25 protein-coding genes and 1 pseudogene are annotated in these 24,632 nt (G+C 66.5%); 11 read left to right on the top strand and 15 right to left on the bottom strand.

Features of this window, described 5'->3' with window-relative positions; genetic code table 11:
* Positions 1–194: 194 nt before the first annotated feature.
* Positions 195–1,142 (bottom strand): 2,3,4,5-tetrahydropyridine-2,6-dicarboxylate N-succinyltransferase, encoded by a 948-nt coding sequence (gene dapD, locus ACZ60G_RS01715; RefSeq protein ID WP_465806334.1) that lies wholly within the window; start codon positions 1,140–1,142, stop codon positions 195–197.
* 91 nt (positions 1,143–1,233) lie between these two features.
* Between dapD and dapE the strand changes: the two genes are divergently transcribed.
* From dapE to ACZ60G_RS01685, 6 genes are all read left to right on the top strand, one after another.
* Positions 1,234–2,376, top strand: coding sequence for a succinyl-diaminopimelate desuccinylase (gene dapE, locus ACZ60G_RS01710; RefSeq protein ID WP_465806333.1), 1,143 nt, complete (start codon positions 1,234–1,236; stop codon positions 2,374–2,376).
* A gap of 10 nt (positions 2,377–2,386) precedes the next feature.
* Positions 2,387–3,193, top strand: a complete 807-nt coding sequence (locus ACZ60G_RS01705; protein WP_465806332.1) for an LOG family protein — start codon at positions 2,387–2,389, stop codon at positions 3,191–3,193.
* On the top strand, positions 3,190–3,786 hold the full coding sequence (locus ACZ60G_RS01700) for an LOG family protein (protein ID WP_465806330.1): 597 nt from the start codon (positions 3,190–3,192) through the stop codon (positions 3,784–3,786). The genes ACZ60G_RS01705 and ACZ60G_RS01700 overlap by 4 nt, the downstream gene beginning before the upstream one ends.
* A gap of 4 nt (positions 3,787–3,790) precedes the next feature.
* Positions 3,791–5,560: a long-chain-acyl-CoA synthetase gene (locus ACZ60G_RS01695; RefSeq protein WP_465806329.1), complete on the top strand. Its 1,770-nt coding sequence runs from the start codon at positions 3,791–3,793 to the stop codon at positions 5,558–5,560.
* A 140-nt stretch (positions 5,561–5,700) separates the two neighbouring features.
* Positions 5,701–6,585, top strand: coding sequence for a dihydropteroate synthase (gene folP, locus ACZ60G_RS01690; RefSeq protein WP_465806328.1), 885 nt, complete (start codon positions 5,701–5,703; stop codon positions 6,583–6,585).
* Positions 6,582–7,523 carry a glucosyl-3-phosphoglycerate synthase gene (locus ACZ60G_RS01685; RefSeq protein WP_465806326.1) on the top strand — a complete coding sequence of 314 codons (942 nt, stop codon included), beginning with the start codon at positions 6,582–6,584 and terminating at the stop codon, positions 7,521–7,523. Before folP ends, ACZ60G_RS01685 begins: the two co-directional genes overlap by 4 nt.
* A gap of 65 nt (positions 7,524–7,588) precedes the next feature.
* On the opposite strand, the gene ACZ60G_RS01680 is transcribed toward ACZ60G_RS01685, so the two are convergent.
* A complete protein-coding gene (locus ACZ60G_RS01680; RefSeq protein WP_465806324.1) occupies positions 7,589–8,464 on the bottom strand; it encodes an NmrA/HSCARG family protein in 876 nt (291 codons plus the stop codon).
* A gap of 123 nt (positions 8,465–8,587) precedes the next feature.
* Between ACZ60G_RS01680 and ACZ60G_RS01675 the strand changes: the two genes are divergently transcribed.
* Positions 8,588–9,163 carry a TetR/AcrR family transcriptional regulator gene (locus tag ACZ60G_RS01675; protein WP_465806322.1) on the top strand — a complete coding sequence of 192 codons (576 nt, stop codon included), beginning with the start codon at positions 8,588–8,590 and terminating at the stop codon, positions 9,161–9,163.
* 129 nt (positions 9,164–9,292) lie between these two features.
* Here ACZ60G_RS01675 and ACZ60G_RS01670 read toward each other — a convergent pair whose 3' ends face one another.
* The 8 genes from ACZ60G_RS01670 to sigE all read right to left on the bottom strand — a co-directional run bounded on the left by ACZ60G_RS01670 (position 9,293) and on the right by sigE (position 16,863).
* Positions 9,293–10,516 (bottom strand): FAD-dependent monooxygenase, encoded by a 1,224-nt coding sequence (locus ACZ60G_RS01670; RefSeq protein ID WP_465806321.1) that lies wholly within the window; start codon positions 10,514–10,516, stop codon positions 9,293–9,295.
* Positions 10,517–11,375: 859 nt separating this feature from the next.
* On the bottom strand, positions 11,376–11,789 hold the full coding sequence (locus tag ACZ60G_RS01665; RefSeq protein WP_465806319.1) for a hypothetical protein: 414 nt from the start codon (positions 11,787–11,789) through the stop codon (positions 11,376–11,378).
* A 25-nt stretch (positions 11,790–11,814) separates the two neighbouring features.
* On the bottom strand, positions 11,815–12,339 hold the full coding sequence (locus tag ACZ60G_RS01660; protein ID WP_465806318.1) for a hypothetical protein: 525 nt from the start codon (positions 12,337–12,339) through the stop codon (positions 11,815–11,817).
* Between the two features lie 252 nt (positions 12,340–12,591).
* Positions 12,592–13,446 carry a hypothetical protein gene (locus ACZ60G_RS01655; RefSeq protein WP_465806316.1) on the bottom strand — a complete coding sequence of 285 codons (855 nt, stop codon included), beginning with the start codon at positions 13,444–13,446 and terminating at the stop codon, positions 12,592–12,594.
* Positions 13,447–13,744: 298 nt separating this feature from the next.
* Positions 13,745–14,161 (bottom strand): Sec-independent protein translocase protein TatB, encoded by a 417-nt coding sequence (gene tatB, locus ACZ60G_RS01650; RefSeq protein WP_465806315.1) that lies wholly within the window; start codon positions 14,159–14,161, stop codon positions 13,745–13,747.
* Between the two features lie 55 nt (positions 14,162–14,216).
* Complete coding sequence (locus ACZ60G_RS01645) at positions 14,217–15,770, bottom strand: S1C family serine protease (RefSeq protein ID WP_465806313.1); 1,554 nt, start codon at positions 15,768–15,770, stop codon at positions 14,217–14,219.
* Positions 15,771–15,780: 10 nt separating this feature from the next.
* A complete protein-coding gene (locus tag ACZ60G_RS01640) occupies positions 15,781–16,167 on the bottom strand; it encodes a zf-HC2 domain-containing protein (RefSeq protein ID WP_465806311.1) in 387 nt (128 codons plus the stop codon).
* A gap of 90 nt (positions 16,168–16,257) precedes the next feature.
* On the bottom strand, positions 16,258–16,863 hold the full coding sequence (gene sigE, locus ACZ60G_RS01635) for an RNA polymerase sigma factor SigE (RefSeq protein WP_465806743.1): 606 nt from the start codon (positions 16,861–16,863) through the stop codon (positions 16,258–16,260).
* Between the two features lie 390 nt (positions 16,864–17,253).
* Here sigE and ACZ60G_RS01630 point away from each other — a divergent pair, with 390 nt between their 5' ends.
* From ACZ60G_RS01630 to ACZ60G_RS01620, 3 genes are all read left to right on the top strand, one after another.
* Positions 17,254–17,886: an O-methyltransferase gene (locus ACZ60G_RS01630; RefSeq protein ID WP_433525075.1), complete on the top strand. Its 633-nt coding sequence runs from the start codon at positions 17,254–17,256 to the stop codon at positions 17,884–17,886.
* A 121-nt stretch (positions 17,887–18,007) separates the two neighbouring features.
* A complete protein-coding gene (locus tag ACZ60G_RS01625) occupies positions 18,008–18,265 on the top strand; it encodes a hypothetical protein (RefSeq protein WP_465806309.1) in 258 nt (85 codons plus the stop codon).
* A 90-nt stretch (positions 18,266–18,355) separates the two neighbouring features.
* Positions 18,356–18,550 (top strand): hypothetical protein, encoded by a 195-nt coding sequence (locus tag ACZ60G_RS01620; RefSeq protein WP_465806307.1) that lies wholly within the window; start codon positions 18,356–18,358, stop codon positions 18,548–18,550.
* Here ACZ60G_RS01620 and glgC read toward each other — a convergent pair whose 3' ends face one another.
* Positions 18,551–19,765: a glucose-1-phosphate adenylyltransferase gene (gene glgC, locus ACZ60G_RS01615; protein ID WP_040695098.1), complete on the bottom strand. Its 1,215-nt coding sequence runs from the start codon at positions 19,763–19,765 to the stop codon at positions 18,551–18,553.
* A gap of 137 nt (positions 19,766–19,902) precedes the next feature.
* Between glgC and glgA the strand changes: the two genes are divergently transcribed.
* On the top strand, positions 19,903–21,060 hold the full coding sequence (gene glgA / locus ACZ60G_RS01610; protein WP_465806741.1) for a glycogen synthase: 1,158 nt from the start codon (positions 19,903–19,905) through the stop codon (positions 21,058–21,060).
* On the opposite strand, the gene ACZ60G_RS01605 is transcribed toward glgA, so the two are convergent.
* The 4 genes and pseudogenes from ACZ60G_RS01605 to ACZ60G_RS01590 form a co-directional block, all read right to left on the bottom strand.
* The gene (locus tag ACZ60G_RS01605; RefSeq protein ID WP_465806305.1) at positions 21,036–21,866 is read right to left on the bottom strand and encodes a putative RNA methyltransferase; all 831 of its coding nucleotides are present in this window, start codon (positions 21,864–21,866) and stop codon (positions 21,036–21,038) included. The genes glgA and ACZ60G_RS01605 overlap by 25 nt on opposite strands.
* Positions 21,867–21,882: 16 nt before the next feature.
* Positions 21,883–22,050 carry a DUF3117 domain-containing protein gene (locus ACZ60G_RS01600; protein WP_011211259.1) on the bottom strand — a complete coding sequence of 56 codons (168 nt, stop codon included), beginning with the start codon at positions 22,048–22,050 and terminating at the stop codon, positions 21,883–21,885.
* A gap of 180 nt (positions 22,051–22,230) precedes the next feature.
* A complete protein-coding gene (locus ACZ60G_RS01595; protein ID WP_465806302.1) occupies positions 22,231–22,812 on the bottom strand; it encodes a DNA-3-methyladenine glycosylase I in 582 nt (193 codons plus the stop codon).
* 1,199 nt (positions 22,813–24,011) lie between these two features.
* Positions 24,012–24,281 (bottom strand): annotated as a pseudogene (locus ACZ60G_RS01590) (DivIVA domain-containing protein); the annotation flags it as partial.
* Positions 24,282–24,632 lie beyond the last annotated feature (351 nt).

The raw sequence follows: 24,632 nt of genomic DNA, 5'->3' as shown, positions 1-24,632 counted from the left end.
GTGTGTCCCGACACGCCAATCGAGAACGGTGACGACAGCCTGAAGGAGTAATGGACCGAGCCCTCTACCGCACCGCCACGCTGGAACCTCGAACAGCGGGACGGGCTAACTTGCCCACGGCTCTACCCGCGCCGCCGACCTCATCGTTATCGCGACTGAGTCTGGCGCCTAAAGGTTCGGGGAGGCGGGGGAGCCTAGTCGTTGGCGTGCAGGTCGGCGTTGAGTTCGATGCCGGTGCCCTTGCGGTGGACGACCTCGACTGCGCCGCTGGTGGAGTTGCGGCGGAAGAGCAGGTTGTTCTGGCCGCTGAGCTCGGCGGCCTTGACCACCGTGCCGTCGGGGGTGGTGACCTTGGTGCCCGCGGTGAGGTAGAGACCGGCTTCCAGAACGCAGTCGTCGCCGAAGGGGATGCCGAGTCCGGAGTTGGCGCCGAGCAGGGAGCGCTCGCCGATGGAGATGATGGTGGTGCCGCCGCCGGACAGGGTGCCCATGGTGGAGGCGCCGCCGCCGATATCGGAGCCGTCGCCGACCACGACGCCCGCGGAGATGCGGCCCTCGACCATCGAGGCGCCGAGCGTGCCCGCATTGAAGTTCACGAAGCCCTCGTGCATGACGGTGGTGCCGGAGGCCAGATGCGCGCCGAGGCGGACCCGGTCGGCGTCACCGATGCGCACACCCGACGGCACGACGTAGTCGACCATCCGCGGGAACTTGTCGATGCTGTACACGGTGACCGGGCCGCGCGCACGCAGCTTGGCGCGCGTCGCCTCGAAACCCTCCACAGCGGCCGGACCGTGGTTGGTCCACACCACATTGCTGAGCAGTCCGAACTGCCCATCCAGGCTCACCTCGTGCGGCTTGACCAGCCGATGCGAGAGCAGATGCAGCCGCAGGTACACGTCGTGCGCGTCCACGGGTGCGGCCGACAGATCGGCGATCGTGGTTTGCACCGCGATCACATCGACCCCGCGCGCCTCGTCGAATCCGAGCAGCGCCGCGTATTCCGCGGGCGCCTCGTCCAGGCGCTTCGTGCCGGTGTCACCGAACGCGCCCAACTCCGGATTCGGGTACCACGTATCCAATACGGTCCCGTCCGCGGTCACATTGGCGATACCGACTGCTGCTGCTCCCTGAATGCTCACGTCATCAGAGGTTACCCACCCATCCGCACTCGTGGTGAGCCACGTTGGCCCGAGGTGCGGCCTGGTACATATCGGCCACCGCATCGCCGAAATGGCGACGGACCCGATCGCAGTCGAACATCGCGGTCGTAGGCTGGCAGCCGTGACCCTCGACTTGCGCGCCGACCCCATCACCCTGACCGCGGCTCTCGTCGACATCCCCAGCGTCTCGCACGACGAAGCGGTCATCGCCGACCTGGTCGAGCGGGCGCTGCGTGAGCAGACAACGGGATTCGAGGTGCTGCGGCACGGGAACGTGGTGCTCGCCCGTACCAATTCGGGGCGGCCGACGCGGGTCATCCTCGCCGGTCATTTGGATACCGTGCCCATCGCCGACAACGTGCCGAGCACCTTCGTGGACGAGGCGGGGGAACGCCAGCTCTACGGCTGCGGCACCGTCGATATGAAATCCGGTGACGCGGTCTTCCTGCATCTGGCCGCGACCGTCGCCGAGCCGGTGCACGATCTGACGCTGATCTTCTACGACTGCGAGGAGATCTCCGCGAAGTACAACGGCCTCAACCACATCGAGCGCGACCTCCCGGATTGGCTCGTCGGCGATCTGGCCATCCTCGGCGAACCGTCCGGCGGTGTCATCGAGGCGGGTTGCCAGGGCACCTTGCGCGTCCGGCTGACGACCACGGGCGTGCGGGCCCACTCGGCGCGATCGTGGAAGGGCGACAATGCGATTCACCGCATGGCCCCGGTGCTGCAGCGCCTCGCCGATTACAAGGCCCGCGAGGTCGATATCGACGGCTGCGTCTATCGCGAGGGCCTGTCCGCGGTCCGCATCGGCGGCGGCGTGGCGGGCAATGTCATTCCGGACGAGGCCGAGGTCGACGTGAACTTCCGCTTCGCCCCGGACCGCACCGTCACCCAGGCCACCGAGCATGTGCGCGAGGTATTCGACGGACTCGAGCTCGATTTCGAGCTCACCGACGCCGCGGCGGGCGCACTGCCCGGCCTGTCCGCCCCCGCCGCCAAGGATCTGATCGCCGTGGTCGGCGCCGACAGCGTGCGCGCCAAATACGGCTGGACCGATGTCGCGCGCTTCGCCGCCCGCGGCATCCCGGCGGTGAACTTCGGTCCCGGCGACCCCAATCTCGCCCATAAGCGCGACGAACACGTCCCGGTCGCCCAGATCAGCTCGGTCGCCGAGGTGCTGCGCGGCTACCTCACCGGCGCATCCCGGTAGCGTGGGCGCCATGTCCACCGAAGCCGCCGATAACGAGATCGAAAGCACGCCGAAGTCGACACCCAAATTCCGCGGACCGATCATGTTCCGCCGCGATCGCAAACCGGGCGGCACCGCCGACCAGAACCTATTGGACCAGCACGGACCAAGCGATTGGGTGCACACCGATCCGTGGCGGGTGCTGCGGATCCAGGCCGAATTCGTCGAGGGCTTCGGTGCGCTCGCCGAACTGCCGCGCGCGGTCACCGTCTTCGGTTCGGCGCGCACGCCGGCGGGTCATCCGGAGTATCACGCCGCCATGGCCATCGGCGGCGCGCTGGCACAGGCCGGATTCGCGGTGATCACCGGCGGCGGCCCCGGCGTGATGGAGGCCGCGAACCGGGGTGCGTCGGAGGCGGGCGGATACTCGATCGGTCTCGGCATCGAGTTGCCGTTCGAGCAGAGCCTCAACGAATGGGTCGACCTCGGCATCAACTTCCGCTACTTCTTCGCGCGCAAGACCATGTTCGTGAAGTACTCGCAGGCATTTATCTGCCTGCCGGGCGGATTCGGCACCCTGGACGAGCTGTTCGAGGCGCTCACCCTGGTGCAGACGCACAAGATCACCCGCTTCCCGATCATCTTGTTCGGCAGCAAGTACTGGGCCGGACTCGTCGACTGGTTGCGCGATTCGCTCGGCGGCTCCGGCAAGATCTCATCCGGCGACCTCGGCCTGCTCCATGTGACCGATAGCGTCGAGGAGGTCGTGCAGATCATCCTGGCCACCGCGGACGGGGCCACCGACACCGATGCCCTGGGGACGGAGGATCAGTGGTGAGCGCGGGATACGCGGTCTGCGTCTACTGTTCGGCCAGTACCGCCGACCCGGCCATGCTCGCCCTCGCCGCTCGGGTCGGCACCGAGATCGCAAGGCGTGGTTGGCAATTGGTTTCCGGCGGCGGTCACGTCTCGATGATGGGCGCGGTCGCGACCGGCGCCCGCGCGGGCGGTGCGCACACCGTCGGGGTGATCCCGAAACACTTGGTGCACCAGGAAGTAGCCGATGTCGACGCCGACGAGCTGATCGTCACCGACACCATGCGCCAGCGCAAACAGGTCATGGAGGACCGCGCCGACGCCTTCTTGACCCTGCCCGGTGGCATCGGCACGCTGGAGGAATTCTTCGAAACCTGGACCGGCGGTTATCTGGGCCAGCACGATAAGCCGGTGGTTGTGCTAGATCCCAATGGCTTCTATCAGGGTCTGTTCGACTGGCTGGACCAACTCTACGATCGGAAGTTCGTGTCCCAGCCGGCCATGGCCAGGATAACCGTGGTCGACGATCTGCCCGCCGCCTTCGCCGCGCTGAAACCGGTGCAGGCATCCGAGGTGACGCAGGAGCCGGGAATCACTCTCGACGAGGAGAACTGACGCATTGAGCACTTCCGCCCGCCAGCAGGTCAGCCTATTCGATATCGCGAAGCGGTTGCCGCTCATGGCATTCGACGCACCGTCCATGCTGCGTGGCGCGCGCGGCATGCTGGTGCGGCCGGATGACAAATCCTCGGTCGGGCTGTACTTCCAACGCAACGCGCACCGGCATCCGGACCGGCCGTTCCTGAAGTACGAGGGCGAGACCTTCAGCTACGGCGCAGCCAACGCGCAGGTGAACCGGTACGCGCGGGTGCTGGCCGACCGTGGCGTGCAGCGCGGTGACGTGGTCGGCGTGCTGATGACCAACCGTCCGGAGACCCTGTTCGTGGTGCTGGCCACCGTGAAACTCGGTGCGACGGTAGGCCTGTTGAATCACCACCAGCGCGACCAGGTGCTCGCCCACAGCTTCGGACTGCTCGACAGCGTGCTCAACGTGGTCGGCGAGGAATGCCAGGCAGCACTGGACTCGCTCGCCGAACCCCTTGCCAACGTGCTGTTTTCGCAGGATCTGCACAAGGCGGCCGAGGATGCGGACCCGGCCGATCCGCCGAGCTGTGCGCAGATCACCGCGCAGGAACGCGCCTTCCTGATCTTCACCTCCGGCACCACCGGCCTGCCCAAGGCGAGCGTGATGACACATCTGCGCTGGACCAAGAGCATGTCCGGACTCGGCGGACTCGGAATTCGCCTGCGCGGCAACGACACTCTGTACTGCTGCCTGCCGCTCTATCACAACAACGCGCTGACCGTCGCGCTGTCGTCGGTGCTCGCCGCGGGCGGCGCCTTCGCGCTCGGCAGGCAGTTCTCCGCATCCCGGTTCTGGGACGAGATCATCCGGGAGCAGGCGACCGCATTCATCTACATCGGTGAACTGTGCCGCTACCTGGTCAATCAGCCGGTCAAGCCGACCGATCGGCAGCACCGGGTGCGGCTCGCCGTCGGCAATGGTCTGCGGCCGGAGCTGTGGGACGAGTTCAAGAGCCGTTTCGGCATCGGCCGGATTGTCGAGTTCTACGGCGCCAGCGAGGTGAACATCGCCTTCGTCAATGCCTTCGGGGTGGATCGCACCGCGGGCTTCGGGCCGCTGCCCTATGCCATCGTCGAATACGACGATGCGACCGGAAAGGCCAAGCGCGACAAGGACGGTCGGCTGCGCCGGGTGCCGGGCGGCGGGGTCGGGCTGCTGCTGGCCAAGGTCACCGATCGCTCGCCCGCCGACGGCTATACCGATAAGGCAGCCTCGGAGGCGAAGCTGGTCCGCGACGGCTTCGAGAACGGCGACATCTGGTTCGACACCGGCGATCTGGTCCGCGATCAGGGCTGGCACCACATCGCCTTCGTCGACCGGCTCGGCGATACCTTCCGCTGGAAGGGGGAGAATGTCGCCACCACCGAGGTCGAGGGTGTACTCACCGAATCCGACGTGATCTCGCAGGCAGTCGTCTTCGGCGTGGATATCCCGGGCACCGACGGCAAGGCGGGCATGGCGGCGGTGACGCTGCACCCGGACGCCGAATTCGACGGTCGCGCGCTCGCCGAACTGGCCTGCTCGCGGTTGCCCGGCTATGCGGTCCCGCTGTTCATCCGGGTCGTCGCCGAACTCGCGCAAACCTCCACCTTCAAGAGCCGCAAAGTCGAACTCCGCAAGCAGGGCTACGCACCCGACGCCGGCAGTCAGCTGTACGTGCTCGCCGGTCGGACCGACGGCTACATCCCGGCGTACGACGCATACGCCGCCGACGTCGCCGCGGCTCGCGCGCCGAAGAACTAGCGCCGATCGCACGGCGGCGCTTTGGGCGCACTCGGCAAGTTGCCCAGGTGCTGGCGAAATCCGTTGTTGCCCGTCCCAAGAATGCACCGTCCACAACCCGTTCGCCGGGGGCGTGTTACAGGACTAGGTACAGTCGGGGCATGTTCAGCCCCACCGCAGCGCCGCTCCCTACCTTGTGCGGCAAGCCGGTGGCGACGGATCGGGCGCTGGTCATGGCCATCGTCAACCGCACCCCCGACTCCTTCTACGACAAGGGCGCGACCTTCACCGACGCGGCCGCCATGGACGCGGTCGCGCGCGCGGTCGACGAGGGCACCGATCTGGTCGATATCGGCGGGGTGAAGGCCGGTCCGGGCACCGTTGTCGATGCGGCGGAAGAGGCTCGCCGGGTGGTCCCGTTCGTCGCGGCCATCCGGGAGAAGTATCCGGAGCTACTGATCAGCATCGATACCTGGCGCGCGGATGTGGCCGAGGCCGCCGTCACCGCGGGCGCGGACCTGATCAATGACACCTGGGCGGGCGCCGATCCGGATCTGGTGCACGTGGCCGCCGATCGCGGGGTCGGCATCGTGTGCAGCCATACCGGCGGGGCTGTCCCGCGTACCCGTCCGCATCGGGTGCGCTATGCCGATGTGGTGGCAGAAGTAACGCAAACCGTGCAGCGCGCCGCAGAAGATGCGGCCGCGGCCGGGGTTCGCAAGGATTCGATCCTGATCGATCCGACCCATGATTTCGGCAAAAACACTTACCACGGGCTCGAGTTGTTGCGGGGAATAGACGTTCTTGTAAATACCGGATGGCCAGTCTTGATGGCGCTGAGCAACAAGGATTTTATCGGGGAGACTTTAGGTGTCGGTCTATCCGAACGGTTGGAGGGCACATTGGCAGCAACAGCATGGTCGGCGGCCGCCGGCGCCCGAGTCTTCCGAGTGCACGAGGTTGCCGAAACCCGGCGCGTCGTGGACATGATCGCCGCGATACAGGGCATCCGGCCCCCCGCACGAACCCTGCGAGGTCTGGCATGAATTTCCACCACCACGACAGCCCGCTCTGGGCGACGACGAATACCTGGGACACCCCGGACTGGACGGTCGACGAACTGATCGCCGCCAAGCGCGGACGCACCGTTTCCGTGGTGCTGCCCGCACTGAACGAAGAGAACACCGTCGCCGATGTGGTGGCCAGCATCCGACCGCTGCTCGGCACCCTGGTCGACGAGCTGATCGTGCTCGATTCCGGATCGACCGATGCCACCGCCGAACGCGCGCTGGCCGCGGGCGCCGAGGTGATCAGTCGGGAGCAGGCCGTCCCCGAACTCGATCCGCTGCCCGGCAAGGGCGAGGTGCTGTGGCGCTCGCTGGCGGTGACCAGCGGCGATGTCATCGCCTTCGTGGACTCCGATCTCATCGACCCGGATCCTGCCTTCGTGCCGAAGCTGCTCGGCCCGCTGCTGCTGGTCGACGATATGCATCTGGTGAAGGCCTACTACCGCAGGCCGCTGCGGCAGTCCGGTGCCGTCGACGCGCACGGCGGCGGTCGCGTCACCGAACTCGTGGCCCGCCCGCTGCTCGCCGCATTGCGTCCGGAACTGTCGCAGGTGCTGCAGCCGCTCGGCGGCGAATACGCGGGCACCCGCGAACTGCTGACCTCGGTGCCGTTCGCCCCCGGCTACGGCGTGGAGATCGGTCTGCTCCTCGACACCTACGACCGCCTCGGCCTGTCCGCGATCGGTCAGGTGAATCTCGGTGTGCGCACCCACCGCAACCGCCCGCTGGCCGATCTCGGCGTGATGAGCCGTCAAATTCTCGGCACCGTGCTCGGCCGCAGCGGCGTGCAGGATTCCGGTGCGGCGCTGACCCAGTTCCCGCTGATCGGCGATGCCTTCACCGCGCACAGCACGGAAGTCTCCCTCGCCGACCGCCCGCCGATGAACACGCTGCGCCCGGCCTGGGCAGCGGCCTGAGATAACCCGCCGAACCTCGGGTGCTCCGCGCGCCCGGGGTTCGTCCGTCATGGCCAGGGCTGCGATCAGGGCCGAGGATCCAGCAATGGGCGGATCAGTTCCGCGCCCTTGCGGCCGAGCCAGTCCCGAAGATTCATCAATCCCGGGTTCAGTGAACGCAATTCGTCGATATCGACGTCGGGGACGCTGCCGTCGCCGCTGTTGAGCAACTCGTAGCCGCGAGCGAATCGTTCGTTGATGCGGCGCAGTTCCTCGATCGGGCGTTGGATGTAGGGGACCTCCCTACCGACTGCCGCGCTGACCTGAGCAGCGACTTCGGGCGGAGTCAGCGCGTCACCGACCAGCTCGAGCGTCCGGCCACGGTAGCCATCCGGGTTCCGCAGCGCGAGTGCGGCGAAGGCGCCGATGTCGTCGAGCGCGATGAACTGCTGGCATATGTGGGGAGCGGCGGCGGTGCGCAACGCGCCGTCCCGAATCCCGACCGTGGCCGACTGCGTGATCAGGTTCTCCATGAAGGAACTCGGCCGTAGCACGGTGGCCGAGACGCCCGACGCGGCGATGTATTGCTCGATCTCCCATTTGGTCGGTTGCCCGCCCCGATCGGCACCCAGACCCGAGCTGTAGACCAGATGCGTCACACCGTATTTCACCGCGGCATCGGTGATGGCCTTGCCGGCCTGCACCTCGTCCTGTTCCGGGGACAGCGGTCCGGGGTGCACGCTGTAGACACCGTAGGCGCCGTCGACGCAGCGATCGATCGTCGCGGGATCCTCCAGCGAGCCCGCGATCACCTGTGCGCCCGCGTCCATCAAGGTCTGAGCCCTGATGCCGTCCGGATGGCGTGTCAACGCCCGCACCTGCCATCCGTCGGCGAGCAAGCGGTCCGCGACCGCCCCACCCTGCTGCCCGGTCGCACCGGTGACGAAAACAACCTTGTCCACTGTGTCCTCCATGGTCGTTCCGGGTCGTCGCAGCCGAAGCCACGCTAACCGGAGAATATTCTCCGATTAAGGACTATACGGAGAGACTTCTCCAGTTCCCAGTGTCGAAGCTACGATCGAGCGATGGGTGATAGTGCCGGGCCGATCGCCAAGCCGCTGCGCGCTGACGCTCGCCGCAACCGCGATCAGGTGCTGGCTGTCGCTCGGGAGATGCTGTCGGTCGACGGCTCGTCGGTGTCCTTCGACGAGATCGCGCGCCGAGCCGAAGTAGGCGTCGGTACCGTGTACCGGCATTTCCCCACCCGCACTGCGCTGTTCGAGGCAGTCGTCCTCGGTCGCGTCGAGGAGTTCGTCGAACGAGCACGCATGCTGTCGGCAACCGACACCCCACCGGGCGCGGCCTTTCGCGGCTACTTCGCCCATCTGGTCGGCGAGGTCGCCCTCAACCAGGCGCTGTGCGAAGCGCTCGACGACGGCACCGCGATCGCCATACCCGACCAGCTCCGGCGCGACTTCATCGAGTCGTTCGAAACCCTGCTCTCACAGGCGAAATCGGCAGGGGAAGTAAGACCCGATATCGACATCGCCGACGTGCAGGACCTACTTATCGGCGCAGCGGAAGCGGAGCGCCGTGCCCGACTGCGCGGCACCCCGAACCAGTTGATCGCAGTCGTGCTCGACGGGCTTCGCACTCGGTAATCGGCTACGAGCGCGAAGGCCGAATCAGTCTTGAACGACCAGCCTGAACAGCGCGGAAAGCGGCAGGAGCGGACGTAGTCCGGCGGTGGCCTACCGAAGCGTCGTCCCGCTCGACACGTTATGTGACACCTATGATTTGGCCGAGGAAGTGATCGGCGCTCCGGCCGGGGCTCCGGAGTCCGGCACCCCCGCGTAGTCGGGCAGTTCGACGCCGTTGATCGCGCGCTCGACCAGCTCGGCGAACCACTCTCCGGTGAAATCGGGGGCCGGCTCGGCATCCGGCCCGGGGACGTCGCGGCTGCGGGCGTTCAATTGGGCGATCTCCTGGTTGGCCTCGACGAACGAACGCATCCGGCCCTCGTAGGCGGCGAATCCGGCCTCCGGGTCCCACCCGGCGGCGGCCAGCTCTCCGGCCAGCAGATAGGCGCCGACCAAGGCCAGCCCGGTGCCCTGCCCGGACATCGGGGACGAGCTGAACGCCGCGTCCCCGAGCAGCCCCACCCGTCCGCTCGACCAGCGGTCCATCACCACCTGCGCGACCTGGTCGAGGTAGAAGTCCGGGGTGTCGTCCAGGTGCGTGAGGATGCCCGGGGTCAACCAGCCCATGCCGGCCATCTGCTCGCGCAGCAGGAGCTTCTGGGCCGCGACGTCGCGGTAGTCGACGTCGAAGTCGGCCGAGGGGAAGGAGAACATGGCCATCGCCCGGGTGGCGTCCTGGATCGGCCGCAGCCCGGCGGAGCGCCCGGACTCCTGGTAGTCGATCAGCCAGCGGTCCAGCCCGAACTCGTTGGGCACACTGTAGAAGGCCAGCACGTACCCGAGGTGGCGGACGAACCGCTCGCGCGGCCCGAAAACCATTGTGCGCAGCGCCGAATGCAGCCCGTCCGCTCCGATCACCAGCTCGAAACGCCGCCGGTCACCGCCCGCGAAGACCACGTCGACCCCGTCGGCGTCCTGGGCGAGTTCGGCGATCCGGTCGCCGAAAATGTATTCGACCCCGGCGCGGGTGTCGTCGTAGAGCACCTGGGACAAGTCACCGCGCAGGATCTCGATCTCCGCGATGAATCCGTCGCCGCCGTCGTCGTCCACGCGGAAGGTCTCCAGCACGTTGCCGTCCGCGTCCACGGTGTGCGCGCCGATGGTCTGGGTGCAGGCCGCGCGCACGGCCGGGTCCAGCCCCATCCGCCGGATGACCTCCTTGGTCACCCCGCGCGCGTCCACCGCCTGCCCACCCGGTCGCAGCTCGGGGGCCCGCTCCACCACGGTCACCTCGGCCCCCCGTCGGCACAGCCAGTGGGCCAACGCGGGCCCCGCGATACTCGCCCCCGCCACCAACACTCTGATACCGCTCACTGCGCCTCCCGCTCACCCGTCCGGATCACTGTCCGGATCGATTGCTTCTGTTCTGACCCACCGCTGTCGGTGTATCCAGTGGTACCGACGACGGATCCACACAAAATTCATCGGTGCGGCCGAGATCGTGTCCACGCTCCTGCGAACACCCTGAACTCGGCAAGGTAGTGCACGGTTGAGATCTCATGTGCCGGAGGCCATGTAGGCGGCCGAAGTGTAGTTCGGGTGCCGGTCGAGATTCGCTGTTCTTCGGCTGGAGTATTCAGCAGAATTGGGCCGTCGGCGCGGTCACCGCACGATCGGTCGATTGCCCGGCCCACTGCCGGCAGTAGCGGCACCAGAACGACCTTGGTGCCCTTGCCGACACTCGCAGGCCTCGATGCCCGTGTTCTTCGCCGAGATCGAATCCTGCGCCACCGTAAGCAGCGCCTCGAACTGCAGATGCGAAAGCCCCAGCGTCGGAGACTCATTCGCCACCCACGGTCGGCGCACGTATTCAGCGCCTGCTGATCCCGCCCTGGTAATCAGTCAGGAGTCGCGCCGCCGCGTCTCCTATGAACGTGGCGGCTGACTCTCGATCCATCGGCCGCAAACGACTGCTACGCAGCCTGTGAGAAACAGATTCAGATCTATGAAGATTGCCGGGCTCTGCTCGAGCGAATGGACACCGTCACGGGTCTGGGCAAATTCGAATGCGCGGACCAGCTGGCGAAGATGCTGGGCGAGAAAGCCATCGGCGGTGACGGGGATGTCGACTCCAGCACATCGAGGTGGTGAAGCTGATCCGCGACACAATCAAGGTATCGGTCGCCCGGCTCGCCGAGCAGGACCAACAGAACGCCCAAGGCATCGCTGGTATTCAGATCCGGTAAGAACGAACCGGGGTGTGCCCACTGCGCATCGCCCGGATCATCTTCTGACGCTGGATGTTTGGATCGCGCTGCCCGAGAACAACAGTCGCAGTCATGAACTCGTCGAGGGTGTGCTGATCGTGTCGCCGAGACCGATGGTGAGTTAAGGTTTCGCAGGCGTCGACGACAGTGACGCGGTAGCCGAGCCGGCCGCCGACGCTCGGCAAGTTTCTATGCACTGCGTCCGAGTTCATGCGGTGCGGCGCGCTCGACGCCGTCCGGATGCAACCCTCGGCCAAACGCGCCTGCAGATCGGCAACGGTCAGATGAGTGCGATTGCGCCGCAGCCGCACCAGCATCGTGACCACAGCGGCGATCACCACGACAACAAGTGCGACACTCACGATCACGATGACATTCATGGTTGTCCCCTCCAGACGTTGCGCATCAATCGAGAACCTCACGAAGTTGGAAACCGGCCGGGATATCGCCGGTGTGGAAGTAGGTCGCGAATACCTGCGCCGCATGTTCGGCGTCGAAGATCTCGTCGGGGTACACGCGCAGCAGTTCGGTCCCATTCGGCACGTCGACGCCCGGGTAGCCGACGCGCTCGCCGGGCAGGCCGAGCAGGTACCGGCGGGGCATCCCGTCGTCCTCGGTGCGCAGCTCGATGGCCAGCATGTCGGCCGACCCGATGCACTCCACGGAGTTCCTGCCCGGCGCGGCGCTGAGCGTCGCAGTGACCTCGGACGCGGGCATCGGATGTGGTAGCCGGGTGAGATTCACCGAGTAGGAATCGAATCCGTCCAGTCTGCGCATCGGGCGCAGGAAGTTGATCACGGAGTCGTCCGGACCGATGAAGACCCTGAGTCGATTGCTGTAGGTGAGCCGATGGGTGGTGGTCACCGGTTCCGCTGTCGGACTGCCCCCTTCGAGCTCGACCCCCAACCCGGGTGCAGTACGCGCGCTCATCGGACGCGGAACCTCCATGTGAAACCCACCTACCACCATAGTTATCAGCTAGCTAACTCAGCATTGCTGTCGCCGAGCCCAGATGGAAGGTCTAGGTGATGTGTTACACATCACGGTTCATTGCGAACTGCTGTGAGCTACCTGGGTTCTTCGGGGGCGAGTGAAATATCGCGCGGCTCCGTTGAATCCAGGTGCCGCGCGGCGGTCGCGATCTCTACTCGATTGCCAAAAGGTTTCCAGCAGTCGAACAACTCAGCGTCGAAGGCCGGAGATCGATCTGGGCTCGGCATCGTGCCGATACACCGGTGTGAGCAGATCGGCATCGACTGGTTCCCCTGTGGAACGGTCGTATCGGACGGCGACCAGCACCGAAAACAGATGTGTGGCAGCACGTTCGTGCAGCGTGGCCAATCTTGTTGCGAGCAAACGAATTGCGCCGAGCGAGCCGGGTGGGTGCAGGCCGTCGATGATCAGGGCGGTGCCGCGTCCGTCGGGACGCGGCAGACGCGCGACATAGGCGATATCGTGCGGTTCCGGACCGCCCGGCCGGTACACCCGCCGGGCCGCCCGATCTTCGATGCCGCGCCGGGCATCCCCGGCTCGCGCCACCGCGCGCCGCAGTCGCGGATCGGCCGTGATGAGCTGACGAATGCTCGGCGAGAGTTCGGGCCCGCCGAGCACGATCAGTCCGTCGCGATTCAGGTCGACGGGTCGGCCAGGCAGGAAGTGTTCGACCGTTGCGGTGAAGCCGAGTTCGCGAAGTAGCTCCACCAGTCGTTGTGCCGCACTCGGATCCGGTGCGCCGAGCACTCGGCCGCCGCGCACCTCCGGAGCGATTACCGTGAGCGATCCGTGCCCGAAAAACAGACCTTCCGGTGCGGGACCCTGGGTACTCACCTGATGGATCCGCGCGCGGGAAAGCCCCGCCGCCGCACCGATTCTGGCGAAGGTCCAGCCTTCGGCATGAAGTTCCCTGATCACCGCCCTGCGGATACGGGTTAGTTCGTTGATGGTCTGCTGGGCCGCCGCCACCCCATCGGTGGCCGCCTTGAGTCGCTCGACTTTATCTTCGATCGCGAAAACGCGCGCCACGTCATCGGCCGACATGTGCGAAGTCTAGACATCTCGACACGATCAAGCGTCTAGTCTTCTTGACACAACAGACCCGTTGCGACCCTTAGCAACCACGTCGGAGCGAGTCTAACGAGCGACGTTCGCGGCCCGTCTCGCGTCCGCGCGAAGGCGCGGCCATAGAACACAGTCGAGTCGTCGAAGCGCATGCGACGAAGTCGCGAGTCTCGACGGCGCCGCTAGCGACTGCTTGCAGGTCGCTCGAAAGGGTCGGACGCGAGACACCAGGGGGCCGCGAACACGCCGCGCCGCAGGCGCGGCAAATCAAACACAGTCACGTCGCGTCGGTGTCGATGGGCGGACGTTCGTTGTGCTCCAAGGGCTTTTCGAGCTTGGGCATCGGGTAGTCCGGCATGCCGCCGCTGGCGCCGAGCAGGTCCTGCTTATCCGGGATCGCCTTCTCGAAATCGCGGAAGACCGAATCGTCGCCATTCAGAAGATGTTTGGTGACCATCTGGCGTGGCGACATCTGGCGCAGCTCGTTCAGATCGGCCAGCGGCTTACGCAGGTCCTCGAATTCCGGTCCGAGCTCCTGCTGCAACTGCTGGGTCGCACCGCTGGCGTAGTCGCGAGCCTTGCGCAGGCTCTGCGTGGTCCAGCGAATCGCCCCGGGCAGTCGCTCCGGGCCGAGGATCACGAGGGCGGCGACGAGGAGGATGACCATCTCGCCCCAGCTGATGTTGCTGAACACGGGTCCAGGCTACCTGGGCCGACGTTGCCGAGCCGCTCCGGATTCCATCCGCGGCTCAGTCCGATTCCAGCGTGACCGGTACGTCCACCTGCCTGCCATCGCGGATCAACTGCACGTTCACCGTCTCGCCGATCTTGCGCTGCTGCACCGCGACCACCAGCTCGTCCGGGCCGGTCACCTCGCGATCGCCGATCTTCACGATGACGTCGTTCTCCACGATTCCGGCCTTGGCCGCCGGCCCGCCGGGCTCCACGTCGGCAACGGCCGCGCCACTCATCACATCGTTAGCGACCTGCTTGCTGCGGGCACTGAGACCGATCTTCGGGTGGTGCACCTGGCCGTCGTGGATCAGGGCCTGCGCGATATTGGTCACCATATCCACCGGAATCGCGAAGCCGAGGCCGACTGAACCGCCGGTCTCACTGCGGATCGCGGAATTGATGCCGATGACCCGGCCTTCCATGTCGACCAGTGCGCCACCGGAGTTACCCGGGTTGATCGAGGCGTCGGTCTGCACCGCGTCGATGACGGCCTTGGTGTCGCTGCCCTCGCCGGAGAGCGCGACCGGACGGTGCAGGGCGCTGACGATGCCGGAGGTGACGGTCTTGCTCAGGCCGAGCGGCGAACCGATCGCCAGCACGTCGTCACCCACCTGGACGTCCTTGGACTTGCCCAGATTGGCGACAGTGAGATTCTTCACATCGACCTTCAGTACTGCCAGATCGGTCTTCGGATCGCGTCCGACGATATTCGCGGGCACCCGGCTGCCGTCGGAGAAGGTCACCTGAATGGCGGCGCGGTTCGACTTGTCCTGTGCCGCCATCGAAATCACGTGATTGTTGGTCGCGATGTAGCCCGCACCGTCGATGACCACACCGGAACCGGTCGCACCGTTGTCGCCGACCGTGACCCGGATCGAGACCACCGAGGGCAGTACCGCATTGGCCACCTTGGCGATCAGGCCGTGCGGGCGCTCGATCTCGCCGGACTGCTCCAGGCTGACCTTGCGCGAGGTCAACGGGGATGTCGCCTCCGCGGTCAACCGGCCGACCAGTCCGCCGAGCACGCCGATGGCCAGCGCGACGGCCGCGAGCAGGGCCAGCGCCTTGGGCGCCACCCGGGAGCCGAAGAGCACCTCCCTGGCCGAGAGCTTCCGCGCCTGCGGCAGCGGTGCGGGTCGCGGGGTGGCGACGGCGGGTGCTCCGAGACGTGCGGCGGCATCGGGATCGCGCCACGGATCTACCGGACCGGCCACCGGTGCGCCGGTGTCGGCGGCGTCGGGGTCACGCTGCAGAAGTTCGGTGGAGCCCTCGGGGCGACCGAAAGCCTCCTCGAGCACCGCGTCGGGCGGGCTGTTGTGCAGTTCCGGGCCGACCTGTGGGACGCCCGAACCGGTCGACTTGGGCTGGTCGCCGAACGACCCGGCCTGGCCCGAGGGGCGGCGGAACGCATGCGCCGTGTGACCGTCCACGTGGGGCCGGTAGACCGGGCGCGGTCCGAGTACGGGCGCGTCCGACGGCCTTAAGTTCCCCCGGGGCGCCGAATCGTTGGTGTCGCCTGCGGAGGGCCGCGATTCCGACGGCCCGGAATTCGTCGATTCGGTGGTCACTCGGCAAACTCTACTTGCGCCACCAGGTTGCCCACCGGGTCGCGGTGAACGAATCGGTCAGAAATCCGAAAACCGCCTCGTTGCGGGGGCTTCCGGCGGGGGGGCGGCCGGCCGCGCTGGTTGCGCCGCCGGGCAGTTCGGCGAGCGGAATACGGGTGAGGCTGTCGTGCAGATCGGTCGGAATCGACACCTGACCGGCCCGGCGCAGCGCGATCCGCGCCTGCTGCTGTGCGTCGACCTCCGCCGCGCATTCCGGGCAGACGGAAAGATGTTGGGCGGCACGCAGATAGGCATTCATCCGCAGTTCGCCGTCCACATAGGCCGCGATCGCCTCGCTGGCCAGATGCTCGGTGGGACGGAAACGGGGACGACCTGACGTGCTGGCGTCGCCACTCATTCGGTGCTCACCCTTCCAACCGACATCATCCACTCCTGCGCTCGACCGAACGGATATCCGGCCGTCGGGTGCGGTTCGGCTTGCGCCGGATCACCCCAGGGTCGCGTCAGCGGCGAACCGCTGCTCACTTCCATTATGCGCAAGGTAGTCGCGCAGTGCCTGACGGCCGCGGTGGATGCGGCTGCGCACGGTGCCGAGCTTGACACCGAGGGTCGCACCGATCTCTTCGTAGGACAGACCCTCGATATCACAGAGCACGACCGCCGCGCGGAACTCCGGAGCCAGCGAATCCAGGGCGGATTGCAGGTCGGGATCCAGGCGGGAATCGTGATAGGCCTGCTCGGGGCTCGGTCCCTCGGCGGGCACCCGGTCGTAATCCTCGGGCAGCGCCTCCATCCGGATCCGGTTGCGCCTGCGCACCATGTCCAGGAACAGGTTCGTGGTGATGCGGTGCAGCCAGCCCTCGAAGGTGCCCGGCTGATAATTCGACAGCGAACGGAATACCCGGATGAAGGTTTCCTGGGTCAGATCATCGGCGTCCTGCGCGTCGCCGGAAAGTCGGTAGGCCAGGCGGTACACCCGGTCGGCATGTTCGCGGACCAACTCGTCCCAGGACGGCATCGCGGAACGGTCGCCCGTCGCGTCGAAGGCCGCGGTGCCGGTCAGCTCGACTTCGGTGACGTCCTCGTCGTGCATTTCGGCCTCCGTCGGGAGAATATGCGCCGCTTCCGTCGGGATAGCTTGCGCTGGCAGGGTGGCGAACTCGCGCGCCGCATCGACCATGTGGATGGTGATACCTCCTACTCGGGACCGTGACTGCGGATCTGGTGGCGATCCGGGTCTCGGATCGTCACGTACGGTTACAACAGACGATCGGTATGTCGTTGTTCCCGCGCCCCCGCGCCGGACGGTCGGCTGGTCTTGCTTGCCCATACTCTTTCCTGCCTCGATATGCCGAGGGTGTGGAGATCCTGAAAGACACCTGAGAATCCGCCCCCGCCCCCGACAAACAATTAATCGCACGGCCACGGGATAACGCTTCACCGATGAGCCAAACTTGCGACTTCGTGCCCTAGATTCATAGGCGTGGCATCGAATCTGGAGCGAAATCTCTCCTACGTGGAGGAATCCGTCGTGGAAGACGAGGTCCTCGTCAGCGCGCGTGAGCGCGCCACTGAACTCGGTGCGTTACCCGTACCACCCTCGGTCGGCGCCTTACTGAGCATGTATGCCCAGCTGCTCGGCGCGCGTGCGGTGGTCGAGGTGGGGACGGGCGCGGGGATCAGCGGGCTGTGGCTACTGGATGGCATGCGCGAGGACGGGACCCTGACCACCATCGATTCCGAACCCGAGCATCAGCGCGCGGCCAAGGAGGCATTCCGCACCGCCGAGATCCTGCCCGCGCGTACCCGGTTGATCAACGGCCGAGCCCTCGATGTGCTACCCCGACTCGCCGACGGCGCCTATGACTTGGTTTTCATCGATGCGGCCCCGCTCGAGCATCCGCAATACGTCACCCAGGCCGTGCGTCTGCTGCGCGCGGGCGGCGCGATCCTGCTGCACAATGCCCTGCTCGGCGGCCGGGTTCCGGACCAGTCCCAGCGCGATCCGGCGACCCAGGCCGTGCGCGCCGCGACCAGGGCGATCGCCGAGGATCCCGAACTCACCAGCGTGCTGATCCCGGTCGGCGACGGTCTGCTCTGCGCATCGCGGGGCTAGTAACCGCCCGGCTATTCACAAGCGTTGCGAGCGTGTGGATTTCATTCGCCGTGTGCTGATTTCTTCGCCGCCGGACGGGTATTCGAGCTGATGCCAGGTTCGACGACGGCAAGGGACGCCCATGGTGTGGGAGCGCGGATCCCAGATCCTAGAAATCGGCCATTTCGGCCACACGATCAAAGAGGGACGAGCACGCGGCGGTTGTCTGCTGCCCGCTCTCGGCTTTCTGATTTTCATCATGGTGCTGGCCGTGGTGGTGCTGTTGTGGGTCAGCAATGCCGATTTCGGCACCGAGCACACAAAAGTTCCGCTGACTCCCGGTCCCTGCGAACCGTTCTGCACGGTCACCGTCGCACCACCGGAACCCGGCCCGCGATAGCCGTCGGAATTATTTCGCGCGAAACCGCCGCCGACTGGGTATCAAGGAGTAGAGGATGTCCCGGGAGGGGCGATCGGGGAGAGGTTCAGCGTGTTTCGCGACAACGACGATCGAGACCCGATCAACTGGGGCTGGTCGGCGATCTTTCTCGTGCTGGTGCTCGGTCTCGCCGTTGTGCTGATGCTATTGGTCGTCACCGCCGATTTCGGCGATAAGTCACCGGCCACGACCGTGCCGCGAACACCCGGTGCCTGCGCGCCGTTCTGTCCGTCGAATCCGACGTAGTCAGACCCAGACGCCCTTGCCGACGGTCACCACGCCGCCGTTGCTGACCGCGAAGCGATCCCGATCCCGGTCCAGATCCACGCCGATGATCTCGCCCTCGCCGACGACCACGTTCTTGTCCAGAATCGCGCGCCGCACCACCGCGCCGCGCCCGATCCGGACGCCGGGCATGATCACACTGCCCTCGACGGTCGCGCCGTCGTCGACCATGACATTGGAGCTGAGCACCGAATTGCGCACGGTCGCGGCCGACAGGATGCAACCGGCGCCGACCACGCATTCCTGCGCGAGCCCGCCCTGCGCGAACTTGGCGGGCGGCAGATTCTCCGCCGCGCCGCGAATGGGCCAGTGCTTGTTATAGAGATTGAAAACCGGATGCACCGAGACCAGATCCATATGGGCCTCGTAGAACGCGTCGATCGTGCCGACATCGCGCCAGTAGCCGCGGTCGCGTTCGGTCGCGCCGGGCACCTCGTTGTCGGCGAAGTCGTAGACCGAGGCCTCGCCCGCGGCGACCAGCGCCGGGATGATGTCGCCGCCCATATCGTGATCGGAATCGGAGTTGTCGGAGTCGGCCCGGATCGAATCCACCAGCACCTTGGTGGTGAAGACGTAGTTGCCCATCGAGGCGAAGGTGACATTCGGATCGTCCGGTGTGCCCGGCGGATGCGCGGGCTTCTCCAGGAACTGGGTGATCCGCCCGGACTCGTCGGAGTCGATGCAGCCGAACGCACTGGCCTCGCTGCGCGGCACCCGGATGCCCGCGACCGTGACGCCCGCGCCGGAGTCGATGTGGTGCTGGACCATCTGCTCCGGATCCATCCGGTACACATGATCGGCACCGAAGACCACGATGTAGTCCGGATCCTCGTCGTAGATCAGGTTGAGCGACTGCATGATCGCATCGGCGCTGCCGGTGTACCAGCGCGGACCGAGCCGCTGCTGCGCGGGCACCGGCGTGATGTATTCACCCGCGAAACCGGAAAGCCGCCAGGTCTGCGAGATGTGCCGGTCCAGTGAATGCGATTTGTACTGGGTGAGCACGCACAGGCGCAGATAGCCCGCGTTGACGAGATTGCTGAGTACGAAGTCGATCAGTCGATACGCACCGCCGAAGGGGACAGCTGGTTTGGCCCGATCCGCGGTGAGGGGGAACAGGCGCTTACCCTCGCCACCGGCGAGCACGATCCCGAGTACGTGCGGCTGGCTCCTCACACCTGCCAAACTACCGCGCGACGCGGGTACAGGTGGCCCATGCCAAAGTGAACGTCTAGTTTGAAGCCGTGAGTTTCGGCACGGGTGGTGGGGGTGCGGGGGCGGAAGCCGGCGATCACGACCGGCTTCGCGTTGCTATGTTGACGCGCGAATATCCCCCCGAGGTGTACGGCGGGGCAGGCGTCCATGTCACCCAGTTGGCCGCGCAATTGCGGCAGTTGTGTGACGTGACCGTGCATTGCATGGGCGTGCCACGCACGGATGCCGTAGTGCACCAACCGGATCCGATGCTCTACGCCGCCAATGCCGCCATGCAGATGCTGTCGGCCCAGCTGCGGATGGCCGATGCCGCGGGTGAGGTGCACGTGGTGCATTCGCACACCTGGTACACCGGGCTCGCCGGACATCTCGCCGCCACCCTCTACGGGATACCGCATGTGTTGACCGCGCATTCGCTGGAGCCGCGGCGGCCGTGGAAGGCCGAACAGCTCGGCGGCGGCTACCGGCTGTCGTCCTGGTCGGAGCGCAATGCCGTCGAATACGCCGACGCGATCATCGCGGTGAGCGAGGGTATGCGCCACGATGTGCTCGACGCCTATCCGACGATCGATCCGGACCGGGTTCACGTGGTGCACAACGGCATCGACGCGACCGTCTGGCATCCGGGACCGCCAGTCGGCGGAGCCCGCACGATCCTGGACGAATTGGGCGTGCGTAGCGACCTGCCGATGGTGGCCTTCGTCGGTCGCATCACCCGGCAGAAGGGGGTCGGGCATCTGCTCGCCGCCGCCCGCGAATTCGATCCGGAGATCCAGTTGGTGCTGTGCGCGGGCGCGCCGGACACCCGCGAGCTGGAAACCGAGGTCGCCGCGGCCGTCGCGGAACTCACCAAGGCGCGCGGCAATGTGTTCTGGGTGCGCGAGATGCTGCCGACCGAACAGATTCGCCAGATTCTGGCCGCGGCCACGATGTTCGTCTGCCCGTCGGTCTACGAACCGCTGGGGATCGTGAATCTCGAGGCCATGGCGTGTGCGACCGCGGTGGTCGCCTCCGATGTCGGCGGCATTCCGGAGGTGGTCGTGGACGGCCGGACCGGTCGCCTGGTGCACTACGACGCGAATGCGCCGGAGCAGTACGAACGCGATCTGGCCGCGGCGGTCAACGAGGCCGCCGGTGATCCGGTGCTCGCCGCCGAATTCGGCGCCGCCGGACGCCACCGCGCCATCGCCGAATTCGACTGGCTGCAGATCGCCGCCCAAACCGTGGCGATCTACGACCAGGTTCGCAAGTTCTGACGTCGGAAGGTCGAGACCTGGACCGAGGCGGTCACCTCGAGCGTGTCCGGTAGGCCGTCCATGTGGTTGGTGGCGTGGTGGGCGGACGGGCCCATCGCCACCACGTTGCCGATATCGGTGCGGGTGAGCTTCATCGGGTATTCGACGACGGTGCGGTCTACCGCGTCGAAGTGGCCGGACATGGCGTCGGTGAGACGACGGTCCTTGCCCGGGTCGACCGTCACCATGCCGAGCGGGCCGACAAGCTCGGCCAGGTGGCGTGGTGTAGGTGTGGCGACGACGAACCGGCCGTCGGCGGTGAGGACCCTGGCGACCTCGCTCGGATTACGGGGTGCGAATACCGAGACCACTCGATGCAGCGCACCGTCTAGAACCGGCAGTCCGCGCCAGGCGTCGGCTAGTACCGAGGCGGCACGCGGATGGGCGCGGGCACAGCGTCGGGCCGCGGGTTTGGCCACATCCAAGGCGATCCCGATGACCGGAACAGCATCGAGCACCGCGGCCAGGTAATAGCCGGTTCCGGCACCGACCTCGAGTACAGCGCCGCCGTCGAGCACCGGATCGTCGGCCGCGACGGCCGTGGCCACCGCATCGGCGATCGGCGCGAAATGTCCCCCGACCTGGAACGCGGCACGCGCGTCCAGCATCGCCGAGGTATCGCCGGTCATTTTCGTCGACGCACCGGTCAACAGACTGACGTAACCCTGTTTGGCGATGTCGAAACTGTGCCCGCGTCCGCAGCGCAACGCCCGATCCCGCGACTCCATTTCGGAGCCGCATTCCGGACAGGCCAGCAGACCGGCCACATCAGCGAGTGTGGGATTAGCTGGTGACACTCTTCAATTCGTCACCGAGCGCTGCCGCTTCATCCGGCGTGAGCTCAACGACCAAACGCCCGCCACCCTCGAGTGGAACCCGCATCACGATTCCACGCCCTTCCTTGGTTGCCTCGAGGGGACCGTCCCCGGTGCGGGGCTTCATGGCCGCCATCCTCTGCTCCCTCCAGATCTGCGCGATATGCAGCGCACTTTCTTGGAACTCCAGTTGTCACCAACTAGTGAGCTCGCCGGCATTTGGCGAGCTACACCCGTCCCATTCTTCCCTATCGCCGGAGCGGACGGATACCTGAGTTCGAAATGTGACCGCTCGGCCTGTGTTGGGCCGTCCTCGCTAGACCCAGCAATCGGCCAGGTGGTCGTCGACCATTCCGGTCGCCTGCATCAGCGCGTAGGCCGTCGTCGGGCCGACGAAGCGGAACCCACGCCGCTTCAATTCTTTTGCCAGAGCGATGGATTCGGGGGTGGTCGCGGGCACCTCGGCAATCGCGCGCGGGCGCGGCCGGGCGGACGGTGCAAAGGACCAGATCAACTCGTCGAGTCCGGTATCGAGGTCGGCGGCAACCCTGGCGTTGGCGATCGACGCTTCGATTTTGGCCCGGTTGCGCACGATGCCGGGGTCGGCCAACAGCCGCGCCACATCGTCATCGCCGAACGCTGCCACCCGTTCGATCGCGAACCCGGCAAATGCGGTTCGGAAGGCCGGACGCTTGCGCAGAATGGTGATCCACGCCAGCCCCGATTGAAATGCCTCGAGGCACATGCGCTCGAACATGGCGTCATCGCCGTGCAGCGGTTTGCCCCATTCGTTGTCGTGATAGTCCCGATAAAGCTGGGAGCCCTCCGACCACGGACAGCGGATCTTGCCGTCGGATTCGGTCGTATCCGCCGCGGCCATGTTGATTTCGGCGGTCATTTCTGCTCCAGCCCGAATGGGGTGTGTTGCATGCTCGGGAGCTGCTGCGCGCCCGGGACTTGCTGTGTGGTTGGGCCGTGCTGTGCGGTCGGGACTTGCTGCGTGGTTGGGCCGTGCTGTGCGGTCGGGACGTGCTGTGTGGTTGGGACTTGCTGTGCGGTCGGGACCTGCTGTGTGGTTGGGACTTGCTGCGTGGTTGGGCTGTGCTGCGCGCCCGGGACCTGCTGTGCGGTCGGGACTTGCTGCGCGGTCGGGACTTGCTGTGCGGTCGGGACTTGCTGTGCGGTCGGGACCTGCTGTGTGGTTGGGACCTGCTGTGTGGTTGGGCTGTGCTGTGCGGTCGGGACCTGCTGTGCGGTCGGGACTTGCTGTGTGGTTGGGCCGTGCTGTGCGGTCGGGACTTGCTGCGCGCCCGGGACTTGCTGCGCGGCCAGGGTCTGCTGCACGGCTGGGGTCTGCTGTGTAGTCGGGACTTGCTGCATGTGCGCGGTCTGCTGCACGCCCGGTAGTTGTTGCGCGGTCGGAGCCTGCGAGGCGGCGACGGAGGGCTGCATAGTCGGCGGCTGGGTGATCACCCCGTTCTGCGGCACAGTCGTGGTCTGCTGGACAGTCGGCAGCTGCAGCGGGGTGATCGATGGTTGTGCGGTCGGTGTCTGCATTGTGCGGTTCTGCGGTGCGATCGGCGGCTGCGGCTGGGCGACCGATGTCTGTCCGAACGGTCCCTGGGTCGCTGTGCCGTTCGTCGGGACGGTCGGGGCTTGGGGCTGGCCGGTCGGGGCTGGCTGATCAATCGTGCCGCTCGGCGAGCGGAGTGTGGCTTGCTGGGCTGTCGGTGGCTGCGGACGGGCGACCGATGGTTGTGCGGTCGGTGCGTGGGGCGCAGTGCTGTTCGGCGGAACAACCGACGGCTGTCCAATCGGTGCTTGGGTCGCGGTGCCGTTCGGTGGGTCGGTGGGTGGGTGCGGCGGAGCCGCAGGTGGCTGGGCAGTCGGTGCCTGCGGGGTGATCGAAGTCGATACCTGGGACTGGCCGGTCGGGGCTTGGGGCTGGCCGGTCGGGGCCGATGATTGAGCGGTCGGGGCTGGTGGTGACTGGGTGATCGTTCCGTTCGGTTGCGCGGTCGCTGATTGCGGCTGCTGGTGCGGCGCGCTCGGCTGCTTCGGGAGCTGGACGCTCGGGGTCTGGGTGCCGCGCGCCTCGGCCAGTTGGAGTTGCAGTTCGTCGATTCTGGCCGCGAGCCGGGTAAGCGCCCAGTCGACTTCACCGGCCTTATACCCACGCACCACCTGCTGGAAGCGTAGGGCGCGTACATCCGCGCCGCTGATGCCTTCGGCGGGCAGCACGGTCGCCGTTGTTCCCTCGGGCAGCGGTCCGAGTTCCTCGGCTCGCCCGAAGACCGCACTGGCGAGCAGGAACAGCACCGCGGCGACCAAGCCGACGATCAGCACGTACAACAGCAGCGTGAGCATGTCCCCGAGCTTATTGGCCTACGCCGACAGCTGACATCCGCCCGCGCGCGAAAATTGGACCTCGAATTGCGAGCGGCCATGTCATCGACCGCCCGAACTGTGCGAGCGCCCCATCATCCGAGTCGGCACGGCGCTGTCGCAGCCCGACAATGACCCTCGATGGTAATGAGGCCGTAGGGCGGCCACACCGTGTGTAAGCGAAATTCATCAAGCCGCCGGTGGGGCCCGCGATGACGCGTTCGGTCCACGGTGCCGGGTGAGGTCCGCAGTGACGGACTGGCCCGCAGTGACGGGTGTGACCCGCGATGACGTGTGCGCCAAGGTGACGGGCGCGATCAGCGATGACAGGTG

It is taken from the genome of Nocardia sp. NPDC102475 (genome assembly GCF_055584605.1).
This window is presented reverse-complemented; position numbering and strand designations above follow the sequence as displayed.

Coding starts and splice junctions, on each gene's coding strand:
- dapE (WP_465806333.1), top strand. CDS start 1,234: ATGGCGACGGACCCGATCGCAGTCGAACATCGCGGTCGTAGGCTGGCA.
- ACZ60G_RS01705 (WP_465806332.1), top strand. CDS start 2,387: ATGTCCACCGAAGCCGCCGATAACGAGATCGAAAGCACGCCGAAGTCG.
- folP (WP_465806328.1), top strand. CDS start 5,701: ATGTTCAGCCCCACCGCAGCGCCGCTCCCTACCTTGTGCGGCAAGCCG.
- ACZ60G_RS01685 (WP_465806326.1), top strand. CDS start 6,582: ATGAATTTCCACCACCACGACAGCCCGCTCTGGGCGACGACGAATACC.
- ACZ60G_RS01675 (WP_465806322.1), top strand. CDS start 8,588: ATGGGTGATAGTGCCGGGCCGATCGCCAAGCCGCTGCGCGCTGACGCT.
- ACZ60G_RS01665 (WP_465806319.1), bottom strand. CDS start 11,789: ATGAATGTCATCGTGATCGTGAGTGTCGCACTTGTTGTCGTGGTGATC.
- ACZ60G_RS01660 (WP_465806318.1), bottom strand. CDS start 12,339: ATGAGCGCGCGTACTGCACCCGGGTTGGGGGTCGAGCTCGAAGGGGGC.
- ACZ60G_RS01655 (WP_465806316.1), bottom strand. CDS start 13,446: ATGTCGGCCGATGACGTGGCGCGCGTTTTCGCGATCGAAGATAAAGTC.
- ACZ60G_RS01640 (WP_465806311.1), bottom strand. CDS start 16,167: ATGAGTGGCGACGCCAGCACGTCAGGTCGTCCCCGTTTCCGTCCCACC.
- sigE (WP_465806743.1), bottom strand. CDS start 16,863: ATGCACGACGAGGACGTCACCGAAGTCGAGCTGACCGGCACCGCGGCC.
- ACZ60G_RS01625 (WP_465806309.1), top strand. CDS start 18,008: ATGGTGTGGGAGCGCGGATCCCAGATCCTAGAAATCGGCCATTTCGGC.
- glgA (WP_465806741.1), top strand. CDS start 19,903: ATGTTGACGCGCGAATATCCCCCCGAGGTGTACGGCGGGGCAGGCGTC.
- ACZ60G_RS01600 (WP_011211259.1), bottom strand. CDS start 22,050: ATGGCGGCCATGAAGCCCCGCACCGGGGACGGTCCCCTCGAGGCAACC.
- ACZ60G_RS01595 (WP_465806302.1), bottom strand. CDS start 22,812: ATGACCGCCGAAATCAACATGGCCGCGGCGGATACGACCGAATCCGAC.